The sequence below is a fragment of the Bacillus sp. MYb78 genome (assembly GCF_002975115.1).
Taxonomy (GTDB): Bacteria; Bacillota; Bacilli; order Bacillales; family Bacillaceae_G; genus Bacillus_A; species Bacillus_A cereus.
The window spans coordinates 252,103-263,623 of record NZ_PCOB01000001.1 but is presented as its reverse complement, the minus strand read 5'-3'; the positions used below and the strand labels follow the sequence as shown (position 1 = coordinate 263,623).

The following is an 11,521-nucleotide window of genomic DNA, read 5'->3' as shown; positions in this document are numbered from 1 at the left end:
GTACAAGTTGATTTCGTAATAATGATTTAAATGTCTAGATAAGGGGATGGAGTATGGTTGAATTAGAAATTAGGGTGGAGTGTCTTAGGAAAGAACAAATAGGCGATATTGTAGCATTATCTTCTTATATTGGATGGGATTATAACAGAGAAGAAGTTGAAACAATTTTCAACTCAGGTATTGTATACGGTGTATGGAATGAGAGAAAAGAACTTATTGCTAGCGCAGCAATAATATTATATGGGGAGGCGTTAGCATCTATCGGAATGGTAATTGTACATTCAGATTATAAGGGAAGAGGAATTGGAAAGATGATAACAGATTCATGTATTAAGAGTGTACTAGCTCATACTCCCATTATGTTGATTGCTACGGATGAGGGAAAGCCTTTATACGAAAAGTTAGGATTCAGGGAAGTAAGCTATGTTTCTAAATATATATGTAACTCGTACAATGCGAATAATCATTGTATAAAAAATGAAGATTATATGATGAATTATGAAGAGTGTGATTTAGAAAAAATAATAAAAATAGATGAAAATGCGTTTGGAACAAATCGAAAGGTGTTTTTAAAGAAAAGGATTATGCAAAGTGAACAATGCAATGTTGTGAAAGATAAGGAGCAAAATGTACTAGGATATGGTTTGAGTATACAAACGCCAGAAAATAAAATAATAGGACCAGTCGTTGCTAAAAATAATGCGATGGCAATGAGAATAGTACATGATTTAGCAAGAGGGCATAATGGAAAATTAAGAATGGATGTACCAGAAGGAAAGAACGATTTTATGAAAGAATTAGAGATTGCTGGTTTTAAAAAGGTGAATACACCACCAATTATGATGAAAAATAGTAATCGGTTATTAAAAAGAAATGGTGAACTATATAGTATTGCAGCACAAATTTTTGGATAAAAAAAGAATCCTTTTAAATGAAGGATTCTTTTTTTATCCCGCTATTTGCCGGGCAGTAAGACTCCCACCCAAAAAAATCAGCGGAAGCAAAGAAGTTAGGTGGGGGATCAACAAACCACCACTGATTAAAGTTTCACTTTATCCAATTTAATCACGATATTGGTCATGAGTTGGCTGAAAGAGGTCTTCCTCGATATCTCTCACCATAGAAAAATTATCAACGTTATAATGACCGTGTAAAGTTTTATTGTGATGACCAATAATTTGTTCTGCAGACAATACGTTAGAATCAGTTGTTGAATGCCCGTTTTTAATTAATGTAACGTCAAATCCTTGTACAGTTGCTGTCCTAACCGCAGTGTCAATGCAATGTTCGGTTTTACATCCGCCTATAACAATATGATTAATGTTTTCTTCTTTTAAAAGTTCAAGTAAAGAAGTGCCGTAGAATGAATTGGTTGCTGCTTTATTAATAAGGATTGCAGACTGGGGTACTTGAATTTGATTATGTACTTCAAATCCTTCGCCACTACCAGAAGCAACATCGATATCTCTTACGAAAACAATAAGAGCATTTGAATCTATTGCTTTCTGCAGTGCTATATTTAGTGTAGATAATAGCTCGGTTTTACGAAAAACTGCATTTTCTTGCTCATTTCCATCAATTAATTCTTGTTGAGCGTCGATAATTAATAGTGCTTGTTTCATCGTGTCTCCCCTTTAATATGAAATAAGTTCCACTTTACATATTCCTTCAGATTGTTAGAAAATCCTCCATTGTAAGCGAAGTAGAAGATTGATTTACAAAGTTGTCAAAGAAATTTCATTCTCATAGTGTGTAAAAACATGTATGATAGGAGATGGAGAATTTTTGAGTAGGTGGGAATAACATGCAAACAGTAGAAGATTATCTTTCATTCTTACATACGAAAGGATTTAAATTATCAGAGGAAGCGCAAGGGTTTATTATGTTCGGACAAGGATATACTGGTGCGTCTGATGGGATTGTGAACGCAGCAATAGAAGCGACAATTAAACATCAATTGCAGTTTGATGGTAGTTATTTCGTTGCGTTATTAGAACGATTGAAAGAAGAAGAAATTACAGATAAAAAAAGCGCTAAGGCTTTTATGCGGAAGTTACAAGCGTAACTTCACGCAGCCTGCGCTTCTTTTTTTGTTTTGGAAGGTAATTCAACAAAAATCATGCCTAGGAAAATACATAGACATCCGATAATAGCAGAAATAGAAAGTTGTTCATTTGCAACGAGAACGCCTGTTAAGGCAGCAAAAACGGGCTCCATTGCGAAAATAATTGCTACTCTCGTTGGAGAAGTGTGTTTTTGTGCCGATGTTTGAATGAAAAAAGCAATAGATGTTGCAAACAGGGCAGTTAGAAAGAGTGCGAATAAAAAGGATTGATTCGTCCATAGTGATACTGAAAATAACTTTTCCCAATCTTCAAACAAGAAAGCGCAAATAGAAGAAAATATACCAACAGCTAATACTTGAGATGTGCTTAATAATAAAGGTGATATTTTCTTAGAAAAGAAGCCGTTAATAAGAATATGGGCAGCGAAAGCGACTGCACAACCGAGAACAAGTATATCTCCTATATTTAATTGGAAAGAATCAGCAGCTGTTAATAAGTACAAACCTGTTGTAGCTACAGCAATACCAAGTACGATGAAAATGGTAGCTTTTTGTTTTAAAAAGATAAATGATAAGATTGGGACCATAACAATGCTTAGCCCAGTTAAGAAACCTGCTTTTGAAGATGTTGTATAGAGTAAGCCAAATGTTTGCAATAAATAACCGACAAATAAGAAAAAACCAACGATTATCCCTGCCGTGCTACTATGTTTTATATCTTGTTTTGAAGTTTTTTGTGAGAAAATAATTTGAACGAATAATAAAATAATTCCAGCGAATAAAAAGCGAATACCATTAAACGTAAATGGACCAACGAAAGACATAGCGTTTTGAACGACAACAAACGTAGCTCCCCAAATAAAAGAGACAAATAATAAAGCAAGAGGAGCAATCCACTCTTTTTTCACACTCATACCCCCGTTAATTTTGTAAGATAGCTTTTCTAGCTAATTCATCAGCTACTTTATTTTGACTACTTGGAATCCACTTAATAAAAAAGAGATCGAAGTTTTTTATGTACTGCAGCGCTTCATCTAAAAGAGGTGCAAATATTTTATTTTTTGCGTATTCCTTTTCAACAGCCCGTTCGACAAGCTGGGAATCTGTACGAAAAGAGACAGTGCTATAATTATGCTCGATGCAATATTTTAATGCTAGAAGTAAAGCGCGGTATTCTGCTTCATGATTGGACATTGTTCCAAGTGGTAATGATAATTGTACAGGCGGCTGAACGCCTTTAATAAACACTCCTGCACCAGAAGGACCAGGATTTCCTTTTGATGCACCATCAATATATACTTCAATCAAAATGAGAAACCTCCAAATTATAAGATTATCCCCTACTTAAATATTTTTTGAAGTAGGGGATAGAGTAGTTATCCGATTGTGATGCTATAACGACATGTAAATGTTTCATTCGCTTGTAAAGATTGAATTCCCTTTTTGTCCTTGAAATCTTTTGCTGGATTTATTTCATCAGCGATTCCATACCAAGGTTCAATACATAAGAAAGGTGCGTTATCCCCTGGTGTCCATACGCCAACAAATGGGAAGCCATCAAATTCTACTTTTACAAATTTATTATGTTTATGAGAACGGATCGAAATTTCATTCGTATTCATATTTTCAAAAATAAGCGCATCATTTTTGAATAAATCATATGTAAGTGGCAATTCAGTTGTATTTTCAGCGATTAATTGCTTTTTGTTTGAAAGATAAGGTCCTTCTAATACGCTTGTTTCTAAGCGTTCCGAACCATTAAATGATAAATGATAATCTGTAAATGATTCACTGTCCAATAAGGGGAAGTTGAATCCAGGATGTGCTCCGATTGAGAAGAACATCTCTTTAGAAGTAGGATTGTTTACTTCATATGTTACATGAACGCTTTGTCCATCTAGCTCATAAGAAACGAGTAATTCGAATTCGTATGGGTATTTTTTTAATGTTTCTTCATTACTAGTAACGATATAAGTGATTTTTGTTTCGCTTTGTTCTTTCACAGAGAAAGTAAGATCACGAGCGAAACCGTGTTGTGTTAATGAATATGGTTTATCGTCTACGTAGTATGTATTATCTACTAATCGGCCGACAATTGGGAACAAAATTGGTGCACGGCGTCCCCAATAAGTAGAATCACCTTGCCATAAATATTCTGTGTTGTCTTCTTTTAAGCGAACGCTCTGTAATTCTGCACCTTTGTCAGAAATGGAAACGATCACTTTTTCATTTTGAATTGTTGCTGTCATGAAGTGAAACCTCCTAAATCTTTCATATGTTTCATTATACGTTGTCTAAAAGGAAAAAGGTAGTTTATGATAGGAATCTATTGACGAAAGAGGGGCTACCACGTAAAATATAATCTTGTTGCTTAAAAAACGAATAACGTGGTTCGAAACCATCCCACGTAAAAAAACTAAGGAGATTTTGTCATGAATATTAGAACTTTAGTCGGTAATGGTATTTTAGCGGCATTATATATTGCTGTTTCTATGCTTATTCAGCCATTTGGCTTTACGAATGTACAATTTCGTATTTCAGAGATGTTTAATCATCTCGTTGTATTTAACAAGAAAGCAATTTACGGAATTGTATTAGGTGTATTTTTAACGAATCTCTTTTTCTCACCTATGATCGCTTACGATTTAGTATTTGGAGTAGGGCAATCTATTCTTGCGTTAGTTGCAACGATTATTTCTATGCGATTTATTAAAGGTGTTTGGGCTCGTATGATTTTTAATACAGTTATCTTTACAATTACAATGTTTATGATTGCAATTGAACTTCATCTTGCATTGGGTTTACCATTTATGTTGTCTTGGTTAACTTGTGCAATTGGTGAATTTGTTGTCATGGCGATTGGTATGCCTGTAATGTACTGGATTAATAAGCGAGTACAATTTGAAAGATTTATGTAATAGATGAAAGAGCTATTCCTATAGGGATAGCTCTTTTTGTATGTAATCATATTGAATATAATGCTGTGACTCTAGATAAAATATAATAAAATAAAGTGAGGCTTCAATTAGCCGGATATATATAAGAAGTCTTACATAAGGGGAATGTAGTATGAAATATAAAATTCATTGGTTGTATAAAACGAAGCGTGGATTGCAGACGGAATTAACAACAGAGTATATGAACATAGAAGAAGTACTTCAATTTGCAGAGGATTTTGAGAAAACAGGAAGAGCTAAGGAACTTTTATTTTACGATGAAATGGACGCAGAATGGTCATTAAAAGAGATGAAAAAGTTAAGTAAGCAAGTAGAGGAAGAGCCCCAAGAAATACTAGTTTATTTTGATGGGGGGTATGATGTGCAAACGAAAGAAGCTGGCGTTGGTATATGTGTGTATTATAAAAAAGGAAATACAAACTACCGCATTCGCCGCAATGCATATATAGAAGGTATATATGATAATAATGAAGCGGAATATGCATCATTATTATACGGTATGAATATACTCGAGGAACTAGGGATTAAGTATGAAGCAGTTACACTTCACGGAGACTCACAAGTGGTACTGCAGCAATTAGCCGGAGAATGGCCTTGTTATGATGAGCATTTAAACCATTATTTAGATCAAATTGAACAAAAGGCGAAGCAAATGAAATTAAAACTTGTATGTGAACCGATATCTAGAAAACAAAATAAAGAAGCACATCAATTAGCAACGCAAGCATTAGAAGGGACAGTCATTGATAGTCATAAAGAAATAACCGAATAGAGAGGTGCAAAGGTGGATAAAAAGCAACTCATTACAGAGGTAAATGACTTATTAGAAACATATTGTGAAGGATGTTTCTTGCGAGAACATAATCGAAAGACAAATAGTAAATATTATGCTCATTCATTTTGTATAAGACAATGTACAGTTGGAGAAACATTGAAAAAGTATGGAGAACAGTTGTCATAAAAAAACATCCAGAGAAAATTCTCTGGATGTTTTTTTAGTGCTTTGCTTCGTTTAATTGCTGCTCGCATTTGCTTAGTTTCTTTTCCTCGTTCATTAAAAATGGTTCATCTAAATCTACTGCAACAGATTTCATAATTTCAAGCTGTGAGCGAGCTGCTGCTACTGCAGTAGTAGCATGCTCTAATGTATCTGGATCCATTGAAATTGTTGCTGATCCTACCATTTTTTGTGCTGTTTCTACACGGAATTTTACTTCTTCAAAATCATTTACTTCTGATCCCATTGTTACTGCCTCCTTTGTATATTGCGCATTTCACATAGTTTTTGCTCTGTAAAACGGAAATATACAAAGGAATAATAAAGGAGGTTACCAAGTAAGGTAACCTCCTGTTATATGTTGGATTAAAGTTTTACTACGTTAGCAGCTTGAGGTCCGCGGTTACCTTCAGTAATGTCGAAAGATACTTCTTGACCTTCTTCTAAAGCTTTGTAGCCGTCTCCTTGAATAGCAGAGAAATGTACGAATACATCGTCAGCGCCTTCCATTTCGATAAATCCAAAACCTTTTTCGTTGTTAAACCATTTTACTTTTCCTTGCATGTTATAATTCCTCCTAAAAGCGTTTACTATTTTCATTTAGTGAAATTCATTTAAAAAATAATATAAACTAAAAATGCTATATTCTTGAATATTCTGCTAAATGATTAATTTAAATATACACGAATTGGGAGAATTTAGTCAAGTAAGCGATTTTATTTTTTGTATTTTTAAATAATTTTTCAGTCAAATTTTTAAATAGGTATAGGACAGGCCGAGTATGTAATATTCTTAATTGAATGCTATACATAATGAGGTGAAAGAATGAATAAGTCTTATTTATTAGATAATGAAGGAATAAGAACGAGAACCGACATACCGGATTGGGTTGCAAAAGAATTTGAGATTTTTTCAAGTGTCGTGTTAGAACCAACTTTTCCATGTTATTTCGGTTTAACAGCTTTGAAAAAGAATGAACTTCGTTATTCATTTCTTTCTCATAATGATTGGAGTCATTTGCCGCATACAATGTTATCTTTTTTAGAGTTAATGAAAGAGAGGCCGATTGTAAGAAGGGGCTTTTTCCTTTTTATAGAACCGGAATGTGAAGAACAATCACTCGAATATTACCGCGATTATTTTTGGAAAGTGCTACAGTATTTGCATGAGAACGATGATCAAGCATGGCCAAAGCAAATTCCTGAAGAGCCAGACCATTATTTATGGGAATTTTCATTTGGTGGTGAGCCAATATTCTCATTTGGAAATGCGCCAGCTTATAAACAACGAAAAACTAGACATTTAGGGAATGCTCTCGTTATTGGGTTTCAGCCACGCACTATTTTTGATGGATTAGAGGGAGATCGTCCTAAAGGAGCATATTCAAGACAAATGGTCCGTGAGCGAGTTGAAAAGTGGGATCAATTGCCGAAACATCCTAACATTAGTCATTATGGTGACCCAGAGCATCGTGAATGGAAACAATATTTCATAGGAGACGATGTAGAACCAATAAAAGGGAAATGCCCTTTTCTTCATAAGATAAAAAAGTAAGAGCCATCACCTAGATGGCTCTTTTGTATATTTTGGATAAAAAAGGGTATTTTATTACGAAAGCTAGTCTATTTCTTCAAATTATATCATTAACTAGTAATAAAGAGAGTAGAAAGGATAGAGCGATGTTTGGAGCAATTATACAGCAAATCGTATTAGGTATTTCATTAGCTGCACCAGTAGGGCCGATTAATATTGAAATGTTAAAACGAGGAATTGAACGTGGGTTTTGGCATGCTTGGGTTGTTGGAATTGGTGGAATGACTGCAGATGTTTTATTTATGTTACTCATTTATTTCGGTTTATCTTCTGTGTTTATGTATACATATGTACAAGCCTTCATGTATTGCACGGGTTTTTTCTTGTTATTTTATTTAGGATTTCAAAGTGTAAAACAAGGAATTTTCCACTCGAATATGGAATATAAAAAAGAAGAGGTAGGTGGCCTTAAGCAATCGTTTATGGCAGGATTTTTAATTGCGATATCCAATCCATTAAATCTTGTTTTTTGGTTTGGTATATACGGAAGTACACTTAGCTCATTACTTACGAAGGTAACGAAACAAGAAGCTTTTTTGTACAGTCTTTGCATTATTGCTGGCATTATTTTATGGAATTTAAATATTGCTTTTTCTGTACATTTTGGAAGAACTTTATTAAAACCAAAAGCACTTGGCTACATAACAGCTGGAGCAGGTATTATTTTAGTAGGTTACTCTATACATTTTGCATACAAAGCTTTACAGTTGTTCACATAAGATTGAAGGGGAGATTTTTATGTATCGAACCACTATTGACGGAAAAGAAATTATCATTACGTTAGCGCCAAAAATCCGAAAAGAAATTACTGATAGAAATCCACTATATGAAGCGGTATTTCATAATGCTGCAAGATTGCTACAAACAAAGCAACCGACGTTTGCAGTAAATCATGAAATATTTGGTCTCATTATTGGAGAAGTGCAAAGAGGAGAAGTAACAGTGTTTGCAGTGGAACATATTATTCCGAAGCAAAATATATTTGGACCAAATAATTTTTTCTCGACAATAGAACAGCAGGCAAATTTGTAAAGTGAATAGAATAAGAATAGAAAAGAAATAGTCGTAACGATATGTTGCGGCTGTTTTTTGGGAAAAGGGGGAAACAAGATGAAGAAAGTGGGGAAAGAGTTCTTTTTACAACATGATATCGTTATTATGTATAGCATTCTATTTATTTTCATTATTATTTTAAAAATGCAATTTTTCTCTTGGGTTGGCATGTTAGCATGTATGTTTGGGATTGTTTTCTATACACTTAATGAATATATGACACATCGTTTTTTATTCCATATAAAGCCACCTAAAAACACATTTCTATTAAAAATGTTAAGAAGATTACATTATGATCACCACGTATATCCAGAGGATTTAAAACTTTTGTTTTTACCTGTATGGTTTAGTATACCTAGTTTTACTATTTATTTGCTTATAGCATATGGTATTACAAAAAGTGTTACTATTACACTTTCATTTGGAATCGGAATGATTATCATGCTGCTCGTTTACGAATGGAAACATTATATTGCCCATAGACCGATTCGTCCCGTCACTAAGTTTGGAAGATGGCTAAAAAAACAACATATATTACACCATTATAAAAACGAAAAGTTTTGGTTCGGTGTTTCAAATCCAGTATTCGATTTTATATTTGGAACACTTAAAGACGGAAAAGATGTTGAGTTAAGCGAAACAGCTCGTAATTTGGAAAAGGAAAAAAAGACAAAAGTAGTGCGTTAAGCGCTGCTTTTGTCTTAATGAAGAAAAAAAGTAAGGTGTCACTTTATTTTGAAAAAGTATATTAAAAATTTGGGGGGAATTGCCGAAAAATGTCTATCGAAAAATCTTTGCATGAATGTATGGATTGTCTAAAATAAGTATAAGTTTCTGAATATTTATAAAATTTAGTCTTTAGGTATGCAAGGGGGAAGTGTATTTCAAGTAAGAGAGGGGATCGGTTAATGAAACGAGATGATACGTCAGCACGTAAGTTGCAAAATGAGGTGAATTATACAGAGGTTGTTCAGTCGGAAGAATTTCAATTGTTATTAAATACGAAAAAGAAGTTTATCATTCCAATGAGTATTTTCTTTTTTAGTTTTTTTATCGCATTACCTATTTTAACGTCGTATTCAAAGGTGCTTAATACACCTGCATTTGGTGACGTTACATGGGCGTGGGTATTTGCTTTTTCCCAATTTCTTATGACATGGGCACTATGTATGATTTATAGCAAAAAAGCAGAGTCATTTGATGAAATCTCCCAAAAAATTCTGCAAGATATGCAAAAAAGGAGGGGCTGAACTTGAATACTACTGCATTTGCACTATTTTTAATTATTGTTCTTGGTACGCTCGTCATAACATATTTTGCATCGAAAAAAACGAAAAATGCGAGTGAATTTTATACGGCCGGAGGGGGATTAACTGGTTGGCAAAATGGTTTGGCCATCGCTGGAGATTACATGTCTGCTGCTTCATTTCTTGGTATAGCCGGAGCAATCGCATTAACTGGGTTTGATGGATTCTTTTATAGTATCGGTTTTTTAGTTGCTTATTTAGTTGTACTGTATCTTGTGGCAGAACCGCTTAGAAATTTAGGAAAGTACACTTTGGCGGATATGATTGCAGCACGCTTTGATGCGAAAAAAGTTCGCGGAGTTGCAGCTCTTAATACGATGACGATTTCTATCTTTTATATGATTGCACAATTAGTTGGCGCGGGTGCACTTATTAAATTATTATTAGGGATTGAATATACGACATCTGTATTAATCGTTGGAACACTTATGACGGTGTATGTTATTTTTGGAGGTATGACAGCAACGAGCTGGGTACAAATCGTAAAGGCTGTATTACTTATGGCTGGTACGTTTATTATTTCTGTTATCGTTTTCGCAAAATTCAACTTCAGCGTGACTGAAATGTTCGCTCAAATGAAAACAGCTACACCTTTAAAAGATTCATTTTTAAATCCAGGTGTAAAGTATAAGGATGGTCTTGATACACTTTCTTTAAATTTAGGGCTAGTACTTGGTACAGCTGGATTACCACATATACTTGTCCGCTTTTTTACAGTACGTGATGCAAAAACTGCGCGTCAATCTGTCGTATATGCGACGTGGTTAATTGGTGCATTTTATATTATGACGATTTTCTTAGGATTTGGTGCGGCAGCGTTTGTAGGAAATGAAGCGATTATTAAAGCGAACCCAGCTGGTAATATGGCGGCACCTTTATTAGCCAAAGCGTTAGGTGGAGACTTCTTATTTGCTTTCGTATCAGCAATTGCTTTTGCAACGATTTTGGCTGTAGTGGCAGGTCTTGTATTAACAGCAGCATCAGCATTCGCTCATGATTTTTATAATGAAATCATTCGTAAAGGAAAATCAACGGAAAAAGAGCAAGTATCCATGGCTCGTTATGCATCTATTGGAGTAGCGATACTATCTATCATACTTGCATTATTTGCCCAAACATTAAACGTAGCATTTTTAGTATCATTAGCATTTGCAGTTGCAGCGAGTGCAAATCTACCAGTAACTTTATTTACAATATATTGGAAGCGTTTTAATACAACGGGTGCTATTTCGGGTATGATTGTAGGTCTCGTATCAGCAATTGTTCTCGTAGCGTTGAGTCCGAATGTTTGGAACCCTGTAGCTGGAAAAGCTATTTTTGTTGGGGAAGCGTTATTCCCATATACGACACCAGGAATTATTTCAATTCCACTCGGATTTCTTGCAGCATATTTAGGAACGGTTTTATCTAGTAAGAAAGAAGATGAAGCGAAATTTGATGAAATTCTAGTGAAATCTAATACTGGTCATGGCATTAGCGATGCGTCTTCACATTAAATAAAAGAGGAGCTTTTCGATAGATAAGAAAAGCTCTTTTTTCTTTTGTCATT

At 34.4% G+C, this 11,521-nt stretch carries 17 protein-coding genes and 1 riboswitch; of the genes, 11 read left to right on the top strand and 6 right to left on the bottom strand.

Annotation, left to right across the window (positions count from 1 at the left end):
• Nucleotides 1-53 precede the first annotated feature (53 nt).
• The gene (locus tag CQ064_RS01420) at nucleotides 54-914 is read left to right on the top strand and encodes a GNAT family N-acetyltransferase (RefSeq protein ID WP_000229748.1); all 861 of its coding nucleotides are present in this window, start codon (nucleotides 54-56) and stop codon (nucleotides 912-914) included.
• Nucleotides 915-1,061: 147 nt separating this feature from the next.
• Here CQ064_RS01420 and CQ064_RS01415 read toward each other — a convergent pair whose 3' ends face one another.
• On the bottom strand, nucleotides 1,062-1,622 hold the full coding sequence (locus tag CQ064_RS01415) for a cysteine hydrolase family protein (protein WP_000806310.1): 561 nt from the start codon (nucleotides 1,620-1,622) through the stop codon (nucleotides 1,062-1,064).
• Between the two features lie 182 nt (nucleotides 1,623-1,804).
• Between CQ064_RS01415 and CQ064_RS01410 the strand changes: the two genes are divergently transcribed.
• Nucleotides 1,805-2,065, top strand: a complete 261-nt coding sequence (locus tag CQ064_RS01410) for a DUF6123 family protein (RefSeq protein ID WP_001195212.1) — start codon at nucleotides 1,805-1,807, stop codon at nucleotides 2,063-2,065.
• A gap of 2 nt (nucleotides 2,066-2,067) precedes the next feature.
• On the opposite strand, the gene CQ064_RS01405 is transcribed toward CQ064_RS01410, so the two are convergent.
• The 3 genes from CQ064_RS01405 to CQ064_RS01395 form a co-directional block, all read right to left on the bottom strand.
• Nucleotides 2,068-2,973, bottom strand: coding sequence for a DMT family transporter (locus CQ064_RS01405; RefSeq protein WP_000712599.1), 906 nt, complete (start codon nucleotides 2,971-2,973; stop codon nucleotides 2,068-2,070).
• 13 nt (nucleotides 2,974-2,986) lie between these two features.
• Nucleotides 2,987-3,373: a reverse transcriptase-like protein gene (locus CQ064_RS01400; RefSeq protein ID WP_000573877.1), complete on the bottom strand. Its 387-nt coding sequence runs from the start codon at nucleotides 3,371-3,373 to the stop codon at nucleotides 2,987-2,989.
• A 68-nt stretch (nucleotides 3,374-3,441) separates the two neighbouring features.
• Entirely contained in the window at nucleotides 3,442-4,314 is an 873-nt protein-coding gene (locus tag CQ064_RS01395; RefSeq protein WP_000127400.1) for an aldose 1-epimerase family protein, read from the bottom strand.
• A 132-nt stretch (nucleotides 4,315-4,446) separates the two neighbouring features.
• Nucleotides 4,447-4,491: riboswitch (PreQ1 riboswitch) on the top strand.
• Nucleotides 4,492-4,497: 6 nt separating this feature from the next.
• Between CQ064_RS01395 and CQ064_RS01390 the strand changes: the two genes are divergently transcribed.
• From CQ064_RS01390 to CQ064_RS01380, 3 genes are all read left to right on the top strand, one after another.
• Nucleotides 4,498-4,983, top strand: a complete 486-nt coding sequence (locus CQ064_RS01390; protein WP_001026474.1) for a QueT transporter family protein — start codon at nucleotides 4,498-4,500, stop codon at nucleotides 4,981-4,983.
• Nucleotides 4,984-5,134: 151 nt separating this feature from the next.
• Entirely contained in the window at nucleotides 5,135-5,794 is a 660-nt protein-coding gene (locus tag CQ064_RS01385; protein WP_000875546.1) for a ribonuclease H family protein, read from the top strand.
• A 12-nt stretch (nucleotides 5,795-5,806) separates the two neighbouring features.
• Nucleotides 5,807-5,983, top strand: coding sequence for a zinc-finger domain-containing protein (locus CQ064_RS01380; RefSeq protein WP_000358801.1), 177 nt, complete (start codon nucleotides 5,807-5,809; stop codon nucleotides 5,981-5,983).
• Between the two features lie 34 nt (nucleotides 5,984-6,017).
• Here the strand turns inward: CQ064_RS01380 and CQ064_RS01375 are convergent, their stop codons facing one another.
• Entirely contained in the window at nucleotides 6,018-6,266 is a 249-nt protein-coding gene (locus tag CQ064_RS01375) for a DUF2564 family protein (RefSeq protein ID WP_000534390.1), read from the bottom strand.
• A gap of 119 nt (nucleotides 6,267-6,385) precedes the next feature.
• Complete coding sequence (cspB, locus tag CQ064_RS01370; protein WP_001161731.1) at nucleotides 6,386-6,583, bottom strand: cold shock-like protein CspB; 198 nt, start codon at nucleotides 6,581-6,583, stop codon at nucleotides 6,386-6,388.
• A gap of 261 nt (nucleotides 6,584-6,844) precedes the next feature.
• Here cspB and CQ064_RS01365 point away from each other — a divergent pair, with 261 nt between their 5' ends.
• The 6 genes from CQ064_RS01365 to CQ064_RS01340 all read left to right on the top strand — a co-directional run bounded on the left by CQ064_RS01365 (nucleotide 6,845) and on the right by CQ064_RS01340 (nucleotide 11,468).
• Nucleotides 6,845-7,573, top strand: a complete 729-nt coding sequence (locus tag CQ064_RS01365) for a YqcI/YcgG family protein (RefSeq protein WP_001043752.1) — start codon at nucleotides 6,845-6,847, stop codon at nucleotides 7,571-7,573.
• 14 nt (nucleotides 7,574-7,587) lie between these two features.
• Complete coding sequence (locus CQ064_RS01360; RefSeq protein WP_001196848.1) at nucleotides 7,588-8,331, top strand: LysE family transporter; 744 nt, start codon at nucleotides 7,588-7,590, stop codon at nucleotides 8,329-8,331.
• A gap of 19 nt (nucleotides 8,332-8,350) precedes the next feature.
• Nucleotides 8,351-8,644, top strand: coding sequence for a hypothetical protein (locus CQ064_RS01355; protein ID WP_000286361.1), 294 nt, complete (start codon nucleotides 8,351-8,353; stop codon nucleotides 8,642-8,644).
• A gap of 78 nt (nucleotides 8,645-8,722) precedes the next feature.
• The gene (locus tag CQ064_RS01350) at nucleotides 8,723-9,352 is read left to right on the top strand and encodes a sterol desaturase family protein (protein ID WP_000755393.1); all 630 of its coding nucleotides are present in this window, start codon (nucleotides 8,723-8,725) and stop codon (nucleotides 9,350-9,352) included.
• 221 nt (nucleotides 9,353-9,573) lie between these two features.
• Entirely contained in the window at nucleotides 9,574-9,915 is a 342-nt protein-coding gene (locus CQ064_RS01345; RefSeq protein ID WP_000817367.1) for a DUF485 domain-containing protein, read from the top strand.
• Nucleotides 9,916-9,917: 2 nt separating this feature from the next.
• Entirely contained in the window at nucleotides 9,918-11,468 is a 1,551-nt protein-coding gene (locus CQ064_RS01340) for a solute symporter family protein (protein WP_001098242.1), read from the top strand.
• Nucleotides 11,469-11,521: the final 53 nt, after the last annotated feature.

What these genes read in the sequence shown, in the direction of transcription:
- CQ064_RS01420 (WP_000229748.1), top strand. Translation starts at nt 54, where the DNA reads ATGGTTGAATTAGAAATTAGGGTGGAGTGTCTTAGGAAAGAACAAATA.
- CQ064_RS01415 (WP_000806310.1), bottom strand. Translation starts at nt 1,622, where the DNA reads ATGAAACAAGCACTATTAATTATCGACGCTCAACAAGAATTAATTGAT.
- CQ064_RS01410 (WP_001195212.1), top strand. Translation starts at nt 1,805, where the DNA reads ATGCAAACAGTAGAAGATTATCTTTCATTCTTACATACGAAAGGATTT.
- CQ064_RS01395 (WP_000127400.1), bottom strand. Translation starts at nt 4,314, where the DNA reads ATGACAGCAACAATTCAAAATGAAAAAGTGATCGTTTCCATTTCTGAC.
- CQ064_RS01390 (WP_001026474.1), top strand. Translation starts at nt 4,498, where the DNA reads ATGAATATTAGAACTTTAGTCGGTAATGGTATTTTAGCGGCATTATAT.
- CQ064_RS01385 (WP_000875546.1), top strand. Translation starts at nt 5,135, where the DNA reads ATGAAATATAAAATTCATTGGTTGTATAAAACGAAGCGTGGATTGCAG.
- CQ064_RS01375 (WP_000534390.1), bottom strand. Translation starts at nt 6,266, where the DNA reads ATGGGATCAGAAGTAAATGATTTTGAAGAAGTAAAATTCCGTGTAGAA.
- cspB (WP_001161731.1), bottom strand. Translation starts at nt 6,583, where the DNA reads ATGCAAGGAAAAGTAAAATGGTTTAACAACGAAAAAGGTTTTGGATTT.
- CQ064_RS01365 (WP_001043752.1), top strand. Translation starts at nt 6,845, where the DNA reads ATGAATAAGTCTTATTTATTAGATAATGAAGGAATAAGAACGAGAACC.
- CQ064_RS01360 (WP_001196848.1), top strand. Translation starts at nt 7,588, where the DNA reads ATGGCTCTTTTGTATATTTTGGATAAAAAAGGGTATTTTATTACGAAA.
- CQ064_RS01355 (WP_000286361.1), top strand. Translation starts at nt 8,351, where the DNA reads ATGTATCGAACCACTATTGACGGAAAAGAAATTATCATTACGTTAGCG.
- CQ064_RS01350 (WP_000755393.1), top strand. Translation starts at nt 8,723, where the DNA reads ATGAAGAAAGTGGGGAAAGAGTTCTTTTTACAACATGATATCGTTATT.
- CQ064_RS01345 (WP_000817367.1), top strand. Translation starts at nt 9,574, where the DNA reads ATGAAACGAGATGATACGTCAGCACGTAAGTTGCAAAATGAGGTGAAT.